This window comes from Trichocoleus sp. DQ-A1, from assembly GCF_039961955.1.
In the GTDB taxonomy this organism is placed as follows: domain Bacteria; phylum Cyanobacteriota; class Cyanobacteriia; order Cyanobacteriales; family FACHB-T130; genus FACHB-T130.
In genome coordinates, this window is record NZ_JAMPKE010000005.1 from 138,649 (window position 1) to 158,398 (window position 19,750).

A 19,750-nucleotide genomic window follows, 5' to 3' on the forward strand; every position below is an offset into this window, starting at 1 on the left:
TGCGTAAGTTAGCTAAAGCTTACATCAGCTGAACGCAGAAGAAACAACCAAGAGTGACAGTTGCGATCTCAGGCTACTACACGCTCAAGTATCGCAGATACAAGTCGCGATCGCGTATAGCCCTTTGGGCATGAAAACAGCGAAGCGAGGCTTTAGTCTAGCGCCAACCAGTCGGTTCGCATCCGTCCACCCATCTTTTTTACGTCTCCCTTGACTCCTTCCCCGCTAGGGAAAAACGAAGACAATGCTTTAGAAATCGAGCCGGAATCTCCGGACAGCCGCCAAAATGAAGATGGACGTAGGAAGCATGAACGTGATGCACTGCCCATCCCTCACTGGTAACAGGACTTTTGGGATCGTACCCCCGAATTTGAAATAGCGGCGCTTCCGGTTCCTCAGTTAAGTGAGAACGGTGAAACTCATGCCCCCAAACGCTTCCCCCAGCCGGGAGGAGGGGACTTTCTTGCAGCGCGATCGCTTGCCGATACCCTAAACTCAGGCGCGAACTCATGGCGGCTGTGGTGGGTAAAACTCCTACCATCGGGAAAGAATTTCCCTCAAAATCTACAATTTTTTCAGACAAATACATTAAACCGCCACACTCGGCATAAGTGGGCATTCCCGCCAAAATAGCCTTCCGCACTGCATCACGAGTCGCGGTATTTTCAGCCAAGTTTTGGGCAAAAACTTCCGGGAAACCACCCCCAAAATATAATCCTTGGATGCCTTCTGGTAAGCTTTTGTCCGTCAGCGGACTCCAAAACACCAATTCTGCTCCCAGGGATGCAAGTATATCTAGATTGTCTTGGTAATAGAAGCTAAAAGCGCGATCGCGGGCAACAGCAATTCTTAAGGGATCGAGGATATCCCGTGAAGGCTGGGATGAAGGATGAATTAATTCTATTTGTTGCTTTTGTTCCACCTTCAGAAGCGGCAAAAGCTGTTCCCACTCAAAGCAACTATCTCCCAAGCCGGCAAGCCGATCGATTAAAGCGTCCATCTGAGACAGCTCTGCGGTGGGCACCAAGCCCAGATGTCGGTCGGGAATGCTGATATTCTCTTGCCGCCGCAAAATGCCTAGAACGGGCAACTGCAAGGGTTCTAGAGCATCTTTGAGAAGTTGCAGGTGGCGATCGCTTCCCACCCGATTTAACACCACTCCAGCAATCTTGATTCTAGAGTCAAAAGAACGATAGCCATGAGCGATCGCTGCCACCGAACCAGATAACCGGCTGCAATCTAACACCAACAGCACGGGTAAATCCAAAAGCCGCGCAATATGAGCCGTACTTCCAAAGTCAGTGCTGAGTGCAAAATTTTCCGTTTCTTGCTCAAGATTTAACTTTTCATTCTGAATTCTCTTGACTCCGTCAAATAGCCCCATGACCCCTTCCACGAGGGCATAGTCGCTTCCGTAACGATGAGCAAGAAAAGACTGCTGCACGTAAGTTTCAGAGGTCAGTACCGGGTCTAAATTCCGGCAAGCACGACCAGTCACGTACGTGTGAAACATCGGGTCGATGTAATCTGGCCCTACTTTAAAAGATTGAACCTGGTAACTCCGACGACATAAAGACGACAGCAGGGCGAGCGTAACTGTCGTTTTGCCCACCCCGCTGCGTTCTCCGGCGATCGCTAATGCCATATTTACTCATTGCTTGTTGTTCATCGTTCATCTATGTTGCGATGAACAGTTGCTATGAACAATGAACAATTCGCGATTAACCATTCGCGCTCGCTAATTTGAGAATTGCCGCCGTGATCGCCATACTTTCTACGTAAAGCATATCCCGGCTCCAACGCCGCAACTGCTGACTTAACAAGAACTCAGCTTTTTGGTCAGACATCGGCGTTACCTGTTGAATCCGGCAAGCTTGGGCACCACCACCTGCCTCCATCCGCATACAACCCGTCGTTTCGGAACACAAAACCGTACAACAGTCTGCATCCAGGTTCGTCGAACTCAGACGTAGCGCAATCAAGTCACCCGGTATATCGCCCCAGTCAGCAGTAGGAATCCCTGCCAACTCCGCTTCTATTGTCCGCTGATCGGGAGCAACAAATTCAATCCGCTTGATGTCATAATCACCGCCTTCTTTGGTATATGAAACGGGGTGCCACTGCAACCGGCTCGCCAGCCAACCAATAAACATCAATGCTTGGTCAGGATTGCCCTTTTCATAATTAATCGTCACCTTATCCACTTCCTTAAGAGCCTCGCGGCGCTCTGGTGGATCGAAAGCTTCAGCGGTTAATTCTTGCCACGGAGCCAGCCGACGCCAATTGAGGTCGGCAACCGGAATGCCTTGTTCCAGAAGGGTTTGTACCCGCAGTAAATCATCCTGTGGTTCGTTGAAAACACAGGAGTCAACGATCACAGAATTGCAGACTGCTGCCAGCCGCTTAAACAGAGCATCATTGGGATCGGGCGTACCCTTCCACCAGAGAAACTTAGGTAGACCGCCGATTAGCAGCCCACTCACAATCCCACCGATGCGTTCCAAAGCTTCGGCAGTGCCTTGCAGAGTAATGTATTCGCAGCAGATTAGCGTATTATGACTTTGCTTTTGAATCGGGCAATAGGCTGAGACTTGGGCAGTCACGCCTTCATCTTCCCCAGAGACGGGACACAGGGCAATGATGCGACAGGGGTTAGCGGCAGCGATCGCATCCGCAATTCTAAAGCTATCTGAGGAAGACTGCTGACCATTACTGGCATCTGCCTCTTTTGTATTCCCATCGGAGCGCTTCTTTGCTTGCTCTACTCGCAGTCGGTCGAGGATTCCGGCATCCGTCTTGCCCGTTACTGGCAGTCCATAAGCTTTCTGAGCCGTCTTGATCGCCGCCTCTGTCAGCGGGCCATCAATTCCATCGATCGGGCCTTTGTAAAATCCTAAAGCTGCCAACAGCTGCTGAGTTTCCTCCGGTTCGTAAACCACAAAAGTAAATGTGGTTGCCCGCGTAGCCATCGGAGACTCGCCATTATCATTGTCGCTATTGTAGCTTTGCCAAATTTGATGCAGTTCCGCCTCAATTTCTGTCATTGAGACATCTTTAGGCGGTTGTATTGAAACAATCGGAAGAGATTGTGTTGCCATATTCAGTAATTGAGGAAAAGGTAATTGGTAAAAAGGTAATTGGTAATTGGTAAAAAGGTAATTGGTAAAAAGTTTTAAGTTGTAGAGGCGCGATTGATTGCGTCTGAGTTTTGAATGGAAGAGTTTCTTCTAACTTCAAACTCAATACTTACAACTCTGATTACCCATTACCGATTACCCATAACCCAACTACAATCTGCGCCAGCGGCGTCCATCTTGATTAATCAAGAATTCTGCTTCCTCTGGCTCCCAGGTTCCCGCTTCATACTGGGGAACCGATGCTGGGTCAGTGCTTGCTTCCCAAGCGTTTAATGCCGGTGTTACTACACGCCACGCTTCTTCTACTTCATCAGCTCTCGTGAACAAAGTTTGGTCGCCTAGCATACAGTCGATTAACAGCCGGTCATAAGCATCGGATGTTGCCATCCCAAACGAGGAACCATAGCTAAAATCCATATCTACCGAGCGCGTCCGCAGTTCTGTTCCCGGCATTTTGGCTTCAAAACGCAGAGAAATCCCTTCATTCGGCTGAATCCGCATCGTCAGCACATTCGGACTTGCTTGCTGGGCGGCAGATTGAAAGATTAAGAAAGGAACTTCGCGGAAGTGGATGGAAATCTCGCTGACCTTCTTGGGTAGACGCTTGCCGGTTCGCATATAGAAAGGAACTCCTTGCCAGCGCCAGTTATCAATTAGCAGCTTCATCGCTACATAAGTTGGCGTCGTGGAGTTGGGATTGACCCCCGGTTCTTCTCGATATCCAGGCACCGGCTTACCCTTCATCCATCCAGCAGAGTATTGACCCCTAACCGCTGATAATTCCAGGTTATGCACGTCTGCCAGGTGAGTTGCTTGCAGAACCTTCATTTTTTCGGTGCGGATACTATCGGCATCTAGGGAATTGGGCGGTTCCATTGCCGTGAGGCAGAAAGTCTGCATCAGGTGGTTCTGCATCATATCCCGCAAGGCTCCGGAGCTTTCGTAGTACCCGGCACGGTCTTCGACGCCTACGGTTTCTGCCACCGTAATTTGAACGTGATCGACAAACTGTCGGTTCCAAATCGGCTCAAAAATTGCGTTAGCGAAACGGAAAACCAGGAGATTCTGAACCGTTTCTTTACCCAGATAGTGGTCGATGCGGTAAACCTGTTTTTCTTGGCAAACCTGCTGCACTACCCGGTTTAGGGCTTGGGCGGAGTTGAGATCCCGTCCAAAAGGTTTTTCAATCACCAGACGGGTTTTCAGTGGGTCATCGAGCATGCCCGCCGTACCCAATTGGCGAAGCGCTTCTGGGAAGAAATTTGGAGAAACGGAGAGGTAAAATACGCGGTTTCCTCGCGTTCCGCGCTGACCATCCAATTCTGCTAAGAAGGCTTTCAGTTTCTGGTAACTTTCGGGCTTGTCAATATCACCAGGGCAGTAGTATAGACCTTGGGCGAAGTCGTGCCAGAGTTCTTCTGAGCCAATCCCATCGCTAAATTCTTCGATCCCCTCGCGCATCTGCTCCCGGAAGTAGTCGTGGCTCCACTCCCGACGCGCCACGCCGACAATGGTCATTTCCGCTGGCAGGCGTCGTTGCAGCTTCATCTGATAGAGAGCTGGCACGAGCTTCCGTTGCGTCAAGTCTCCGGATGCCCCGAAGATTACCAATATCTGCGGCTCTGGTATCCGTTCCTGCCGCAACCCAACACGTAAAGGATTTTCTAGCAGTGTGACCATAGAAGGATAGTTTTGAATTTTGAATCTTGAATTTTGAATTTTGAGTTTTGAGCTTTGAGTTTTAAATTCCTAGCTGAATTGATAACTTTGAATTATCAGACCCCTTTCTTAACTTAAAACTCAGCACTCAAAACTCAAAACTTTCTTACACGGGTTGCAGATGTTTGATTTTCTCTTCCAAGGATGCGGTTAGAGATTCAAAGGGCTTCACAAATTTCTCAATTCCTTCGACTAGCAATTCGTCCATCACTTCGTCTAGATTGATGTCGATGTCGGGGTCTTTGAGACTTTCAATCAGCTGATAGGCTTCTTCCACCCCAGTTTCAATGCGAGAAGCAACGTCGCAGTGGTCGGCGCAGGCTTCGATGGTATTCGGTGGCAAGGTGTTTACTGTGTCTGGGCCAACCAGCTCATCCACATACATGACATCGCTGTAGCTGGGGTCTTTGGTGCTGGTACTTGCCCACAACAACCGCTGGACATTTGCACCTTTTGCTGATAGGGCTTTCCAGCGATCGCTCGTAACGATCTCTTTGTACTTCTGGTAGGCAATTTTGGCGTTAGCGATCGCGATTTTGCCCTTAATTGCCATCAGTTCTGCCTTTTTCTCGATTCTATCAACGCCTGCTTTCAGCTTGGCATCAATGCGAGCATCAATATTAATATCGATGCGGCTGAGGAAGAAACTCGCTACCGAGGAGATTTTGCTGATGTCTTTGCCTTCCGCTGCCCGCTTTTCTAAGCCGCGAATGTAAGCCCAAGCAGTCTCAACATAGCTCTCAACGGAGAATAGCAGCGTCACGTTGACGTTGATCCCCTCTGAGATGACTTGCTCGACGGCTGGCAAACCTGCCGTGGTGCCGGGAATCTTGATCATGACGTTATCTTTACCAATTTCTTGGTAATAACGTCGGGCTTCCTCAATCGTGCCTTGGGTGTCGTGGGCGATGTTTGGCGGTACTTCAATGCTGACGTACCCATCCAAACCTTCAGAGGAGTCATAGACAGGGCGGAGGATGTCGCAGGCATTGCGGATATCCTCAAACACCAAGGATTCGTAAATCTTTTCAACGGGCAATCCAGCTTTGATCCCGGCTTCAATATCGGCGTCGTAGATGGCATTTCCAGCGATCGCTTTTTCAAAGATGGCTGGATTAGAGGTGATCCCGCAGATCCCTTTATTCTCAACCATATCTTTGAGTTCGCCGCTTTGAATCAAATCACGGGTCAAGTTATCCATCCAGATACTCTGACCGTATTGTTTGATTTCTAATAGATGATTGTTTGGCATATCTGTCATTTTTTGGCTCCTAACAATTGTCTTTGTAACGCTAGATCGAGAATGTTCCCGTTGAGCAGCTTGAAAGGTCAATGCGGGAATTTTTCAAGAAAGCAAAACCTTATTGAGGCACGCGCGATCGCGCGATCGCGTTTTTATCCTCATCCCATGCCCGTTTCTGAATAAAAGATTCCACCAAGGTGACATCTTCTTTGCTACCGATCAGCAATGGCGATCGCGCATGAAGGGCATTTGGCACTACGTCCAAAATCTCTTGCGTACCCGTACTTGCTCGACCCCCGGCTTGCTCTATTAAAAAGGCTAAGGGAGCCGATTCATACAGCAACCGCAATTTTCCTTCTGGTTTTTTCACAGTACCGGGGTAAAGGAAAACACCTCCTTGGAAGAGAATCCGGTGAATATCGCCCACCAGCGCCCCTCCGTATCGAGCCGTATAGCCTTCCTGTCGATGAACATAGCGGATATAGTCTCGCAAGGGTTCTTCCCACTGCCAGAAATTTCCCTCATTGACACTATAAATAGAGCCGTGATTGGGAATCTGAATGTTTTCACTTGAAAGGATAAACTCGCCTAAGCTGGGATCGAGGGTGAAAGCATGAACCCCAGTACCAATCGAATAAACCAGCATCGTGCTAGGCCCGTATAGCACATAACCTGCGGCGATTTGTTTGCGCCCGTTTTGCAATAAATCACCGCCGGTTTGATTTTCATCCGTTCCTTCTTGTTGGCGAATTGCGAAGATGGAACCCACGTTGATATTGATATCTACATTCGAGGAGCCATCAATCGGGTCATAGAGCAGGGTATAGCGCCCGATGGGGCAATTTTCGGGAATATAGTAAGGCTTCTCCATTTCCTCGGATGCCAAACGGCAGACTAAACCGCTTTGCTTAAATACCGAGATAAATACGTCATTGGCATAGACATCCATCTTTTTGACGGATTCCCCTTGCACATTCACATCACCCGTAAATCCCAGCACGCCTTCGAGTAATCCTGCCCTGCTGAGTCGTCGCGCAATCAACTTTGCCGCGAGGGCAATGCGATTCATAATCGCGCTCAAGTCCTGGGCATCTGCCGAAAAGCTGTGGAGTTGCTGCAAAACGTGACGAGATAGCGTTGTGCAGTCGCGATCTAGGGCTTGTTCCTGAACGACGAAAGGCTGTTCCACGTTGGACATAGTTTTCGTCCTCCCTTTCAATAAATGCTTTGTTAACAGGGCAGCTCTCATTGAGCTACTGCCCCAACATATCAAGACCTGGTCGCTCTACCTTCTATCTTAGGGAGCCATTTCTCAGGATGGTGTTTAACTTTATATCAACTAAAGAAATAAAATCTTTAGACGCGCTTTATTGTCTAAAAGGCAACAAGGCTGAAATTAGATAATTACCGCTCGCAATCCAAAAAAACAAGATGGGAGAATACAAACGGATCGGAATCCTGACCAGTGGGGGTGACTGTGCGGGGCTAAATGCTGTGATTCGGGCAGTTGTCCGCTGTGCAAATGGTAAGTACGGCTGGGAAGTGTGGGGGATTTGCCGGTCTACGCTGGGCTTAATGAGCAGTCCGCCAGAAGCAATCAAGCTGGAGTTTGATAAGGTAGACCACTTGCTCACGATGGGCGGTACAGTGCTGGGAACGACGAACAAAGGAAATCCCTTTGCGTTTCCAATGGCGGATGGAAGTTTGCGCGATCGCTCAGAAGACATTATTGCGGGCTACCATCAACTAGGCTTGTCAGCTTTAATTGGAGTTGGCGGGGACGGCAGTTTAGCGATTCTCCGAAAACTCGCGCAACAAGGCGGGATCAACTTAGTCGGGATTCCCAAAACCATTGATAACGATGTTGGTAGCACTGAGCGTTCTATCGGATTTGATACCGCCGTCAACATCGCCACCGAAGCCCTCGACCGATTGCACTTTACTGCGGCTAGCCACAATCGAGTCATGATCCTGGAAGTGATGGGGCGCGATGCCGGTCATATTGCCCTGAATGCGGGGATCGCCGGGGGAGCCAATGTGATCTTGATCCCAGAAATTCCTTACACCATTGAAAATGTCTGTCGCAAAATTCGGAATCGTCAAGCGATGGGAAAGAATTTCTCGATCGTCATTGTCTCAGAGGCGGTTTGCACGGCTGAAGGCAATCCAGTTAAGAATATGGATCGATTCGGCGAATGTCGATTAGGCGGAATCGGGCAGTACTTGGCGGAGGAGATTTCGATTGCCAGTGGTGCAGAAACTCGCGTGACTGTTTTAGGTCATGTTCAGCGAGGGGGACTGCCTTCGCCTCTGGATCGGTTACTGGCAACTGCCTTTGGGGTGGCGGCTGTCGATCTGATTGCTGAGGAAAAGTACGATCGCGTTGTTACCTGGCAAAACCGCGAAATTGTCAGCGTGCCAATTGCTGAAGCGATTGGACAATACAGAGCCGTAGATACTAACGATACTCTGGTCAAAACTGCTAGAGGTTTGGGGATTTGCCTGGGAGACTAAACGGCTAAAGTTCTGCGATCGCGGTGTAGAAATATTGAACAGAGCAATCTGCGATCGCGAAGCTTTCTGTTTCGCTCTACCAGCTTAGAGACTTAACTTAGGAACTTAACGAGCCGCCGGATTCTCCACCGCCACGACTCGTCTCTTGTGTAAGCCATCAGCATCGATTCTGCTCAGTGTTGAGAAGCGGTGGCAATGTGTGACAAAACCAGCACGGTTGTCCTTTTTCAGGAGTGTTTTTCAAACAACCGTGCTGATTTCGCCCTATCTCTCCTTAAAATCTGCTTCGCCTCGCGCCGCCGCGATCGTCCTCCTTGGGTCGTGCTTTATTCACTCTAAGCTGACGGCCCATCCATTCAGCCCCATCTAATTCTGTGATGGCTGCGTCTTCTTGGGCATCATCTGTCATTTCAACAAAAGCAAATCCGCGCATACGTCCCGTTTCGCGGTCTGTCGGTAAGACAACTCGCTTCACCGCGCCGTACTCTGCAAAGACTGCTGTCAAATCTTCTTCGGTCGCTTGGTAAGACAGGTTTCCAACGTAAATGGTCATGTGGATCGATAAAGCTGAACGAGGAACTAAAGTTCAGAACCCCTAGATGGCTAGATGTGACCCCTAATGCCAGGTCAAGACTTATTTACCAATGGTGAATTTTCATCAACCCAGCCCACAAATGTGGCTGCACGAGTCCCAAATCCGACCATTAATAGGACTGAACTTTTAGGTTTCGTCCTATCATAGCCTACTAATTTCATTGTGGGAGAGGATCTAGGGTACACGCTGAGCGGTTCTCTAATTATTAAAATTCCCTGACTTTTAGCAGTGGCTCAGAAGACATTGCCCAAGGGAGAATTTCAAAGATTAGGGAGGCTAAATTTCTCAGAAAAATCGACCGAACCGCTGCCAACTTTCCAGCCGTCTTTATCTTTAGCCTCATTCAGCTTTCGATGCCAAGTTAGTCAATAGAAATTGACTGTGGGCCACTACCTTTGCCGTTACCACTGCCGTTGGAAGAAGCTGTAGGGGAAGGAGCTACACCTGCCTGTCCGTCAAGCCAGGTTTTCACGGGGTCATCATTCAGGTTGATGCGGAGTAAACCAGAAACCAATCCGCCTAAGAAAGCGCCTGGGTGCTGAGTGAATTCTTTAAAGAGCGGGGTTAGTTCATCGAGAAACATTGAGAGTCTCCTGTTGCTGCCTGATAGTAACTGATGTCTATCCGTCGATCGTAGCGTGTCCGATTGCGGGTAGTGGTATGGGAAGATGCGATCGCTTCTTCCCAAAAACAAGGTTTACGCCTCTAGCCAGACTTTTGGTCGGAGAATAAGCACTTATCCGAGTCGCACCCAGCGGGACCGACTTCCATTAAATAGCCTGAATCGTAGCGACTTAAGGCAGCATGAAAATTTTCGGTCTGGCGTCGCTTTTCGACTTCCTGGACTATCTGCTCATACTGCTCTTTGGCGATTGGCTCAAACGGCAAGCGCGGAAACGTCTGATGATCGTCGAAGCGAGCTAGAAGCGCTGCTGAGATGTAACCCTGATCGTCTCGGATTGCTTCGTAAATCCGAGTGCCTAACGCTTCGATCTCGCTCTCGCGCAACTCGATGGTCGCGGAGGTGTTGTGACGCACAAAGAATTTTTGAACTTGCATATAAAAATCCACTTGCGCGATCGCGTTAAACTTGCCAATCTCGATTTGATCGGCTCCCGGTAAATCCGCCCAAGCGACAGCAACGGGGATTTCTACCAGCCATTCCGAGCATCTGGGATCGAAGGGATCGTTCAGGAGATTGCCGTTTTCATCTTTATCAGACTGAGACGGAATCACGTTGTACCCGTAGTCAATACACGCCAGAGCAACTGGGTCATTCTTTCTGAAGGTGATCCGGCGCAGAAAACGTTGAGCTTTTGGCGGATGCCAGCCCGGTGAAGCGCCTGTCAGCAAGGATTTTGTCCCGGAAGGCTGAACCGTGGTGCAGCGGTTGGGGCGTTTGATGCCGTGGCGATCGCAATAATCCCACACCACTTGATGCACCGTTTCCCGCCAGCGCGTCAAATATTCCTGCTCCTGTTTCTTAAAGCTTAGTCCTGCCTCTGTTTCCGGTCTCCCTGCTTCCCACCAGCGCAACCAATCCACACCAAAGGCATTCACAAAGAAATCAAATAATCCTGTGAAAGAAACTCCCACAATTGGATCGAGTTCCCGTGACTTTCGATAGCGTTCTTCGACAAATTCGTGATTGAGCAGTGAGGCGACTGATAATGCTCCAGCCGTGAAAGCTTCCTCTTGTTCTTTATAGTTATGTGGGTCAATTTGATTGAGATGAACCTCCGAAAGGTTGCAGTGGAAGTTTGAGCCGATGATTTCCGGTTTTGTTATCCACTATTTCTAGTGGTCTCGGACTATATCTTCACCTGGTCTAGGTGGAGGGCGCTATCTGACCATTATTGGTTTCCCGCAGGTCTAGTCTCTGAACCTTCTCCAGCTCTGGGGCTACCTGCCTTACATCTGGAGCTTGGCTGCTGATTACCTTGCACCTTTTTGGGTGTTTAGGCTTCCAGCAATTCACCCTCTGACTATCTAACCTGTTCCCAGGTTAGGCGGCAAAATCTAAGCTACCGCAAGGATTCAAACCAACACGAGCTAATCGATGCTCTATCTCATCAGGAGATAGGTCGGGGTAGTGTTCTCCTAACCACTGTTCAGCGCTACCTTGACTATAAGCTTGCAGAAAATCAGTTTTCAGCTCAGGGGTTTCTAATAGATCGCAGTTGGCTCTTGCTACTGCTTCTCCTGCCCATTGAATTGCGCCTTCCCCGGAATAATGCTGCTGACGAACGGAGGCAAGGCATTCTTCTAGAGTGGGTTTGTGGTGAAAAACTCTAGTGTGATTTGCCATGCGAAGCGCATCCCGTTCTGGATCGATGCGCCAGTTGCCGTTTTCATCTTGCTGCCAAAGATTGCCTTTCGCGTCGGCAAATTTTTCATCATCGCTAGAACCTTGCCTCATTCCAGCTGAGCGCCTGACGTTGCCAGCAACCACGACAACGGCGGCTTCATCTATTAATAAACAGCACTCAACCGAATTCAGACGCCTTCCTAGAGCTTTATTTAAAATTGACGCGCAACGTTCGTAAAGACCTGACAACTTCACGGGATTGGCAACGCCACCAAAGCCTTTGAGGGGTTCTCCAGCTGCTCGGACATCGCTGAGGTCGATGGATACCTGTACTTCTGCTGTGAAGCGCTCATCGCTCGATAATTCCAGCAAAGTTTGATAAGACTTAACCCAGCCTTGGCGACTGTCTCCGACGTAAATTTTGACTTTTTCGCCCTCTACTTTCACTTCTGTCAGTTCGCGGCGCTGCAACGCAGGAGTAGAGCCAATCTCACCTTGTACCGTCACCACAAGGCGATTGCGAATTTGTGGCAGTTGCTTAATGTATTTTGGTTCGAGAACGGCTCCAGTGCCACACCCCATCATTGCCAAATCCATCATCAGACCGAAGGCACGCCAGTCTACTACATTGGTGCTGGTGCAGTTGTAGGCTCCTGAGAAGTTTTCGGGTCTTTCAATCCACTCGCTGCCGCCCACCCACAGCCAACGTCCAGAGGCAAGAGCTTTCATCTGGCGCTGCATGCGATCGATCGTGTCAGCTTCTTTAGGGGTGAGCTTGCCAAGCTTCGTCAACGCCCTAATCGTGCGATCGCACACTTCATCCCAAGTCTCGCGCCCCGATTGGGTGCGACGGCTGTACGTCCTAAAAAATACAGGATTCGCAGCCGGTGCCGTTTCAGGAAACCGGCTCGTCTGGATTACTCGCTCAAGCTCTCGAACCATAGGTCAAGTCTGATTGGTTTTGGGAAAATTCACAGATCACTTACTATACGCGATCGCAGATATGGGGTCAAAGCTTGAAAAATCGAGGAAATTGCGCTATCCGTGTGGCTTTCTAGATAAAATTGGTACAGTAAAATATCCCATTGAGCGGCTCAATTGGTCACAGTCGTAATAGTTACAAGAGCGTCAAAAGGCAAAAATTAAGGGCGATTGTCAGCCGCCCTTTCCCATCGTTTGAGATTACTGTCTTGCTTTCAATTGCCTTTTTGAGAGGCGGTGCAAACGTTCAACAGCAAACTTATTTCACGAGCGCAACAGACAGGATCTTCCCAGTGACAAATACTCCCTGTCGCAGTCATTTGGCTCATCAAATTCGGAGGGCAGCAAGTCGCAAAGTTACCAGATTGCGATCGCGTTAATTTTTCCAAATCCGTTAAAGGAGCGCTAGGAAACGGCAATTAAACAACTCAAGATACTAAACTGATATTTTGGAAAATGGGTAATTGGTAATGGGGATGAACTCTTGACGATGATGCTTGCTCCCTGGCGATCGCTTCTTTCGGGTGCCCTACACCGTAACCGTAGCGAACCCCATTCTCGCTACTTACAGCTAGCCACCATCCAGGCTGATGGGCGTCCTGCTAACCGCACGCTCGTCTTTCGGGGATTTTTAGACAATACCAACCAATTAAAATTTGTCACCGATTCTCGCAGCCAGAAAGCCGATCAAATCGAGCATCACCCTTGGGCAGAAGCTTGCTGGTACTTTACCACCACTCGCGAACAATTTCGCCTCGCTGGGACGCTGACGCTGGTAGGAGCCAATTATCCTGATTCTCTGCTCCAGCAAGCGCGTCAGGTGTCTTGGCAAGACCTTTCCGACGCCGCTCGCCTGCAATTTGGTTGGCCCCATCCCAGAGAAAGGAGAGCCGATGTCAGCACTTTTTCTCCGCCGCCACCCGACCCCCAAAAGCCGCTAGAGAGTTTTTGTCTCCTACTACTAGAACCCGTACAGGTCGATCATTTGGAGTTGCGAGGCGATCCCCAAAACCGATGTCTTTATCGCCTCGATAGTTCTCAAGCTTGGTCTATTCAAGCCGTAAATCCGTAAGAATTAAAAACGCAAAATTCCAAATTGAGAAATTCCATTTTTAATTCCTAATTTTTAATTATTCAAATCCCAGAACCATCTAAGAATTGCCGGATCAATCCATCTTGCACACGACAACTGGGTGCGGCGGCGGCTGGGATATCCGATACATGATGTCCGGCTCCTAAGGGAACAGGCATTGAGGCATGAGCCGGTTGTTGTAACTCTTGTACCTGTTGTTCTAGTGCTTCCAGACGGTCAACCAAAGCCCGAATTACCGCAGCCTCAGAATCGGGAAGGCTTCCATGTTCTAAGGGATTCACGCGGACGCCGGAACGATAAAGAATCCGACCCGGAACGCCTACTACCGTACAATCCGAAGGAACATCGCGCAATACAACCGAGCCAGCACCAATGCGGACATTATTGCCGATTTGAAGATTGCCGAGAACTTTGGCACCAGCACCGACTACGACATTTTCCCCCAAGGTAGGGTGACGCTTGCCACTTTCTTTCCCAGTACCGCCTAGCGTAACGCCCTGATAGATCAGAGCATAATCTCCCACAATGGCGGTTTCACCAATTACCACACCCATGCCGTGGTCAATAAAAACGCCCCGCCCGATTACGGCACCAGGGTGGATTTCAATGCCGGTAAAAAAGCGAGCTAAGTGGGAAATCAACCGGGGGATGAAGGGGATTCCCAGTAGTCTTAGCCAGTGTGCAAGGCGATGAAATAGCAGCGCTTGCAAACCGGGATAGCAAAATAAAACCTCCAGCCAGTTACGGGCTGCTGGATCGCGCTCGAAGATGATGCGAAAGTCAGCTAGAAGCGTAGATAGCACGAGTGGATATCCATTTTGGCACTACAGACCACTCACTATCATATCGTTCCGAGTGAGTTTCTAAGGTAGGGGAACCGCACCGAAGTTTTAAATTTTGGATGGCGGTGTGAGAATGATGACAGGTCAAGACTTAGACTCTAAATCATCTAAAAAATCTGGGGTTCTATTCTGGTTGCACAGAAAGCGTATAATCCCATCTTTGCCGCTCTTTGATGGAACCTACCCAAATACTATAGTTGCCTGATTTCCAGTCTGAGTCTGTGATACTCGCATCTTTGTTGGAACCCGTGTCATCGCCACAGCGAATGGTACCATCAGGCCCCTTGATGACTAGAGTGCTGTCCTTGCCTCCAGTATTTACTTTTACTGTCAGATTGGGGAAACCTTTCTTCACCACCATGATATGGTCGGGAGTTTCGTCGCCCCCATAACCAATACAGGGGTTGTTCTGGCGATCGCGATTCGCGATCGCTGACAGGGAGAATGCTCCGCTGGTATAACCAGTCACAGATGCCTTGCCACTTCCATCAACAATCAAACGGTCAAAATTTGCTTCTTTTGCTAAAACGGCTGTAGCGCTGAAAACGGTCAGTAAAGCGAGAATTCCAAAACGCCTAAATTGCATGGCAAGTACCTCTTCTCAACTACGGTATTTATTTTCTCTCCGTAGATGAGTACGGAATATAGATAAGCCTACTTATAGTTGTAATCAAAACGGTTCTCTCTATTGGCAGTATAGGTGCCAGATGTATGTCTGCCACATGAATCACCAATTTTTTGTTGCAGTATTTTGTTGCCCTATTTTGTAGGAGGTTGTGTGCCCCTCGTTATCTTGATGATGCTGCTGTTTGTCACCAGCTGGTTCTTCTCGGAAGTTTTAGTGTTATTTCCTTTGAGCATTTTGAATTTAGTATCAATCCCCCACTGGTTGATGATGGTAGGGATCTTGATCTTTTTTGCCTGGTGTTTTGGGGAATAATGCTCAACTGTGTGCGTGTTAGCTCAAAAAATCGAGAGCATCTTCAGCCTTTTAAAAAATGCAAATTAAAGAACTCCACCCCAGCGGGAAGGTTTGGGGTGGGGTTCTTTAAAATTCCGCTACTAATGCTCTAGCACCGGCTAGCAAGCAAGAGAATAGCCAATTAACTACTACTTAAAAGGGAGAATCAGCTAACTCGCGCTCAAGCTCAGCGTCTGTCACTAGAGGCAGTACAACCTGCTGTTCCGAATAAGGGAGAGAGTGGGGACTCTTAAAGGTTTTCTGAGCATCCGCTTTTTGACACGCCATCATGGTTTTGACGTGTTCGCCTTCGTCATCCCGGATGTTGACGAAAACGTCATAGAGGTTATCAACCGCAGGGCGGCGAGATTCGGGGACTACGCCGGTTTGAAATTCATCAAATAGGTAGAGATCGCCGTCCCGGTAGTAGTTGATCGCAACTTGGGGCGCGGGTTTGGTTTTCAATTCGGCTTCATGCTCGCGCAAGAAGGCGTCGTAGGTATGATGGGCGTGTTCTTCCACCATTTCCATGAAGTTATAGGCGGTGCGGGGCGACGCGATGTAAAGTCCTACAACTACCCAGTAGTAGAACAGGGCTGTGGTTTGGGCAAGGAAGCGATCGCTCCAATGTTGGTTTCCCCCTAACGATTCCATAATCAGCAGGTGGTGCATTTCATTCCAAGATTCCGCAAAGTGAACCTTGAGCCAGTCCGCTTTTCGCCACCAGCCAAGAGTTTCGTAAAGGTGTAAAACCGATAGGAAGGAAAAGTAGGGGACGCGAGCCACTGTTTCTAGCACGTAGAAGCGCTGGTAAGGGCGATCGCGATAAAGCGTGTCGATCACGAACACAAGCACGCTAACCAGAAATCGAATCATTAAGTCCTCCCTTAGGAGTGAGAAGAATGGCTGAAAATTCAGCCTGGAGGAAGATGCTGTTGGGTTTTTCTTTCCTCTTACTTTGATCGTAGCGTTCCCCGGAGCGATGGGTATCGCCTGAGTGGGTGAACTAGGGTGAGAAGTCCGAACATTAGGGTTCGGGTTGCACTTACCTAACCCTCCAGCCATCTTCAAAGCCCCGCTCCGCTTCGGAGAGGCGTTTGGAGAGAGTTCTGCCAACTTCTACACCGTAGGGAACGCGATTAGGGGGCTAAGTTCCTACAGCACCAAGCTCAAGTGAGAACCGCTGGGGGTTTTATACACTTCAATCCGAGTCTGGAAGGCTTCTTTGAATTGCGGCATATGGGTGACGGTGAGGATGCAGGCGAAGTCAGGCGCGATCGCATTAATTGCGGCAATCAAGCGATCGCATCCTTCCGCATCTTGGGTGCCAAATCCCTCATCGATAATCAGCATTTGCAATGCCGTTCCCGCACGCTGCGCCAACAATTTCGCTAAAGCTAGACGAATCGCAAAGTTAATCCGAAACGCTTCCCCGCCAGAATAAGTTTCATAAGGGCGGGTGCCGCGAGCATCGGCAATTAAAATATCTAAAGTGTCAATCATTTTGGTAGCTTTTTTTGCAGAGCGTCCACTCCGCCCTGCTTTCTGAGTAACAAACTGTACGTGTAACTGGTTCCCACTGAGCCGAGAGAGGAGAGTATTCGTTTCTGCTTCCAATTGAGGCAGAATATTCTCAATCATCAGCGTCTGGATACCATTTTTGCCAAAAGCTTGCCCTAGTTCCTGGTAAACGCGATATTGCTGCCGCACCTTGGCGTGTTGAGCAGTGAGTGCGTCATGCTGATTTTGGAGCGTTTCTAGATAATGTTGTTGTTGTTGCAAGCTTCCTAACTGGCGTTGCTTCTCGTCGAGTTGCAGACGCCGCCGCTGTATCTGCTGTTCAATCGTTGTAATTTCGGCTTTCGTATCCGGTGTTTGTTGCAACTGTCGAACGCTGGTGTCTATCTGAGTCGTCATCTGTTGCAAATCTTGCGATCGCATTTGCAACGATTGCTCCAAATCTTGCGATCGCTTTAACAAAGAAGGATATTGCTGTTGCGCGGAAGCAAGTTCCTGATAGCGGACTTGCCACGACTGAGACTTGCGTAAAGCGGTTCTGAGGGCGTCGTGCTGCGATCGCTCGTAACCAATTTCCGCCATCTCTCGATCGAGTGCTTCAATCTGCCGCGATAATTCCGAATTCACTTGCAGTTGTTGCATTTGCGATTGCAGATTCGCAATTTTCGCCACCAATTCTGGCATCTGAGCGTCTATTTGAGCTTGACGCCGCTGGGCTTGTTTAATTTCTGCTTGCTTAATTTCTGCCCAGCGCCACCGCTCTACCTCACCTCTGGCGAGGGCATGGTCTTGCTCATTGTAGTTAAGTTGTTGCAACTGTTGCTCAAGGTGGCGCAGTTCTTCTTGTCGATCGGGTGCATAGTTACCGGAGGAAAGCGATCGCTCAATTTGTTGCTTTTCTACCTCAATTTGTTGCAGGCGCGTCTGGATTTCAGCCATCGCGGAACTTTCCGCTGCTAACTGTCCCCGTTGTTCGCGCAAGGAATCGTAGTTTGCCAGTGCTTGGGCAATTTCGGTAATTTCCTTCCGCAACCCCTGTAGCTGGTACTCACAGACCGCGAGTAGCCCCTCTACATCCCAGAATTGATCTTGAATTCCCTGTTGCTGATCGTGGGTTTTTTGCACCACTAGCTGCCAGTGGTGTTCGTCAAGAGGGCGATCGCATAAAGGACAACTCGCATTTGGCGTCTGGATCAGTTGCAGCTTTTGGTCGATTTCTGCAAGTTTAGTTTCGCATTCTTTTTGAGCCGCCTGAAGGCGATCGCGAGAACTCCGCTGTTGCAGTTCTTTCTCCTGCACCCTTTCCTGATAGACGCGCTTTTTGTCAAGTTGCTGAATTTGACTTTGAACTTGTTGTAATTGCTGTTGCAATTGAGGTAAGCGTTTTTGCCTGTCTTGCAACTGAGCGGCGGATTTGCGAAGTTCTTCTAATCTGGCAGATAATCGCGCTTGAGAGCGATCGAGTTCCATCTGCACCTGTCCGCGACGTTGCACCAAAGGAGCAACTTGTAACTGCAACCGATCGAGATAACTGACGTAACCCCGCGCCTCTTGGAGTTGTTTTAATCCGGCTTCTACTTCTTCGGTGCGGCTGAGGATTTGCTGAATATCTGCCCTAGATTGCCGTACCGCTTCTAGTTGTCCTTGAGCTTGTCGCAGTTGCAGGTTAAGTTCGTTAATTTGCCGCTCAAGCTGTCGTTGGAGTTGTTGCCGTTGCTGTTGGGCATCTTGGTAAGCTTGTGACTTCGCGGTGAGCGTTTCTTCCTGGGTTTGCAAATCTTGGTAGTGAGCATACCCAGCGGTAATTTGGTCTTTTTGATTCAGTAAAGCTTCTAATTGTTGCTGTTGCAGTTGAGTTGTGGCAATTTCTTGGCGATAGCGATCGCAATCTTTGGTGAGATTTTGATATTGCTGGCGAACAAAGCTTAGTTGTTGTTCCCAAGTTTGCCGCTGATGCTGGATTGCGAGCAGACTTTGGACTTTTTCATTGTCAACAGCTTGGGCTTGCTGTAATTCTGCCAGTTGAGTTTCCAGAATTGGTTGTTGTTGAGCGATCGCATCTTTTTGTTGCAGTTGTTGCTTGATCGTCTGCAAATTCTGATCCAATTGCTCCGCCTGTCCTTTTAATTGGCGGGATAAATCTTTCGCCTGTTCTGCCAATTCTTCATATTGAGACAGTTTCAGCAAATCCGCGAGAATTTCTTTCCGTTCGCTGGGACGCTTGAGCATAAACTCATCCGCCCGTCCTTGACGCAGATAAGCCGAATTCACAAAAGTGTCGTAATCCAGCTTGAGGTGATGGACGATCGCTTCCTGCGTCGCCCGGATTCCGCGCCCGGTTAAAGAGCGAAAATCGCCGGATGATTGGACTTGAAATTCCAGCGATCCACCTTGTCCCCGGATGCGGGTGCGAATGATGCGATAGGTTTGGCGATCGCATTGGAAGGTGAAATCAACCCGAACTTCTTTCGCCCCGGCGTGGATGACATCGTCTTCTGTTGCAGCGCGGCTTTCACCCCAAATCGTCCAGGTGATCGCTTCCAAGAGGGAAGATTTACCCGCACCATTAGAACCGCAAATACAGGCGGTATGTAGACCGCTAAACTCTAAGGTAGCCTCGCGGTAGCTGAGGAAATTTTTGAGAACCAGTTGCTGTGGGATCATTCAGGCTATAGCGCCATACCTTTTATGAGAAGTAGCAGTACATCTGCACTATTGTTTAGTTTAACGGTTGAAAAATCAGGTTTTTGGCAATTAAGACCGAATTTGATGTAAAAATTTCTGCTGAATCAAAATATTCGTGGCGAATGAAATTCGCGCCTATACAAACGAAACCCGC

The 19,750-nt window shown here is 49.0% G+C and carries 14 protein-coding genes and 2 pseudogenes; 3 read left to right on the plus strand and 13 right to left on the minus strand.

Going from position 1 to position 19,750, the window contains the following annotated elements:
- Positions 1 to 199 precede the first annotated feature (199 nt).
- The 5 genes from NDI33_RS07575 to fbp form a co-directional block, all read right to left on the minus strand.
- Positions 200 to 1,645, minus strand: a complete 1,446-nt coding sequence (locus NDI33_RS07575) for a cobyrinate a,c-diamide synthase (protein WP_190677259.1) — start codon at positions 1,643 to 1,645, stop codon at positions 200 to 202.
- 76 nt (positions 1,646 to 1,721) lie between these two features.
- Positions 1,722 to 3,098 carry a glucose-6-phosphate dehydrogenase assembly protein OpcA gene (opcA, locus tag NDI33_RS07580; protein ID WP_190410350.1) on the minus strand — a complete coding sequence of 459 codons (1,377 nt, stop codon included), beginning with the start codon at positions 3,096 to 3,098 and terminating at the stop codon, positions 1,722 to 1,724.
- 189 nt (positions 3,099 to 3,287) lie between these two features.
- Positions 3,288 to 4,817, minus strand: a complete 1,530-nt coding sequence (gene zwf, locus NDI33_RS07585; RefSeq protein WP_190526116.1) for a glucose-6-phosphate dehydrogenase — start codon at positions 4,815 to 4,817, stop codon at positions 3,288 to 3,290.
- A gap of 145 nt (positions 4,818 to 4,962) precedes the next feature.
- Positions 4,963 to 6,108 (minus strand): transaldolase, encoded by a 1,146-nt coding sequence (gene tal, locus NDI33_RS07590; RefSeq protein ID WP_190429307.1) that lies wholly within the window; start codon positions 6,106 to 6,108, stop codon positions 4,963 to 4,965.
- 109 nt (positions 6,109 to 6,217) lie between these two features.
- Positions 6,218 to 7,297, minus strand: coding sequence for a class 1 fructose-bisphosphatase (gene fbp, locus NDI33_RS07595; protein ID WP_190410352.1), 1,080 nt, complete (start codon positions 7,295 to 7,297; stop codon positions 6,218 to 6,220).
- Positions 7,298 to 7,530: 233 nt separating this feature from the next.
- Here fbp and NDI33_RS07600 point away from each other — a divergent pair, with 233 nt between their 5' ends.
- Complete coding sequence (locus NDI33_RS07600; protein WP_190677261.1) at positions 7,531 to 8,613, plus strand: ATP-dependent 6-phosphofructokinase; 1,083 nt, start codon at positions 7,531 to 7,533, stop codon at positions 8,611 to 8,613.
- A gap of 274 nt (positions 8,614 to 8,887) precedes the next feature.
- On the opposite strand, the gene NDI33_RS07605 is transcribed toward NDI33_RS07600, so the two are convergent.
- From NDI33_RS07605 to nrdJ (NDI33_RS07620), 4 genes and pseudogenes are all read right to left on the minus strand, one after another.
- On the minus strand, positions 8,888 to 9,166 hold the full coding sequence (locus NDI33_RS07605; RefSeq protein ID WP_190410354.1) for an RNA-binding protein: 279 nt from the start codon (positions 9,164 to 9,166) through the stop codon (positions 8,888 to 8,890).
- Between the two features lie 403 nt (positions 9,167 to 9,569).
- Complete coding sequence (locus NDI33_RS07610; RefSeq protein WP_190410355.1) at positions 9,570 to 9,791, minus strand: hypothetical protein; 222 nt, start codon at positions 9,789 to 9,791, stop codon at positions 9,570 to 9,572.
- 122 nt (positions 9,792 to 9,913) lie between these two features.
- A pseudogene (gene nrdJ / locus NDI33_RS07615) lies at positions 9,914 to 10,984 on the minus strand (ribonucleoside-triphosphate reductase, adenosylcobalamin-dependent); the annotation flags it as partial.
- Between the two features lie 244 nt (positions 10,985 to 11,228).
- A pseudogene (gene nrdJ / locus NDI33_RS07620) lies at positions 11,229 to 12,458 on the minus strand (ribonucleoside-triphosphate reductase, adenosylcobalamin-dependent); the annotation flags it as partial.
- 529 nt (positions 12,459 to 12,987) lie between these two features.
- Here nrdJ (NDI33_RS07620) and NDI33_RS07625 point away from each other — a divergent pair.
- Positions 12,988 to 13,569 carry an Npun_F5749 family FMN-dependent PPOX-type flavoprotein gene (locus NDI33_RS07625; protein ID WP_190526112.1) on the plus strand — a complete coding sequence of 194 codons (582 nt, stop codon included), beginning with the start codon at positions 12,988 to 12,990 and terminating at the stop codon, positions 13,567 to 13,569.
- 62 nt (positions 13,570 to 13,631) lie between these two features.
- Here NDI33_RS07625 and cysE read toward each other — a convergent pair whose 3' ends face one another.
- Together cysE and NDI33_RS07635 are read right to left on the minus strand one after the other, a co-directional pair.
- A complete protein-coding gene (gene cysE / locus NDI33_RS07630) occupies positions 13,632 to 14,393 on the minus strand; it encodes a serine O-acetyltransferase (protein WP_190410358.1) in 762 nt (253 codons plus the stop codon).
- A gap of 163 nt (positions 14,394 to 14,556) precedes the next feature.
- The gene (locus NDI33_RS07635) at positions 14,557 to 15,018 is read right to left on the minus strand and encodes a hypothetical protein (protein WP_190410359.1); all 462 of its coding nucleotides are present in this window, start codon (positions 15,016 to 15,018) and stop codon (positions 14,557 to 14,559) included.
- 192 nt (positions 15,019 to 15,210) lie between these two features.
- On the opposite strand from NDI33_RS07635, the gene NDI33_RS07640 reads away from it, so the two are divergent.
- Positions 15,211 to 15,372, plus strand: coding sequence for a hypothetical protein (locus tag NDI33_RS07640; RefSeq protein ID WP_190429304.1), 162 nt, complete (start codon positions 15,211 to 15,213; stop codon positions 15,370 to 15,372).
- A 174-nt stretch (positions 15,373 to 15,546) separates the two neighbouring features.
- Here the strand turns inward: NDI33_RS07640 and NDI33_RS07645 are convergent, their stop codons facing one another.
- Both NDI33_RS07645 and sbcC read right to left on the minus strand, forming a co-directional pair.
- Positions 15,547 to 16,269, minus strand: coding sequence for an alternative oxidase (locus NDI33_RS07645; RefSeq protein ID WP_190437738.1), 723 nt, complete (start codon positions 16,267 to 16,269; stop codon positions 15,547 to 15,549).
- Between the two features lie 279 nt (positions 16,270 to 16,548).
- Positions 16,549 to 19,575 carry an exonuclease subunit SbcC gene (sbcC, locus tag NDI33_RS07650; protein ID WP_190677267.1) on the minus strand — a complete coding sequence of 1,009 codons (3,027 nt, stop codon included), beginning with the start codon at positions 19,573 to 19,575 and terminating at the stop codon, positions 16,549 to 16,551.
- Positions 19,576 to 19,750 lie beyond the last annotated feature (175 nt).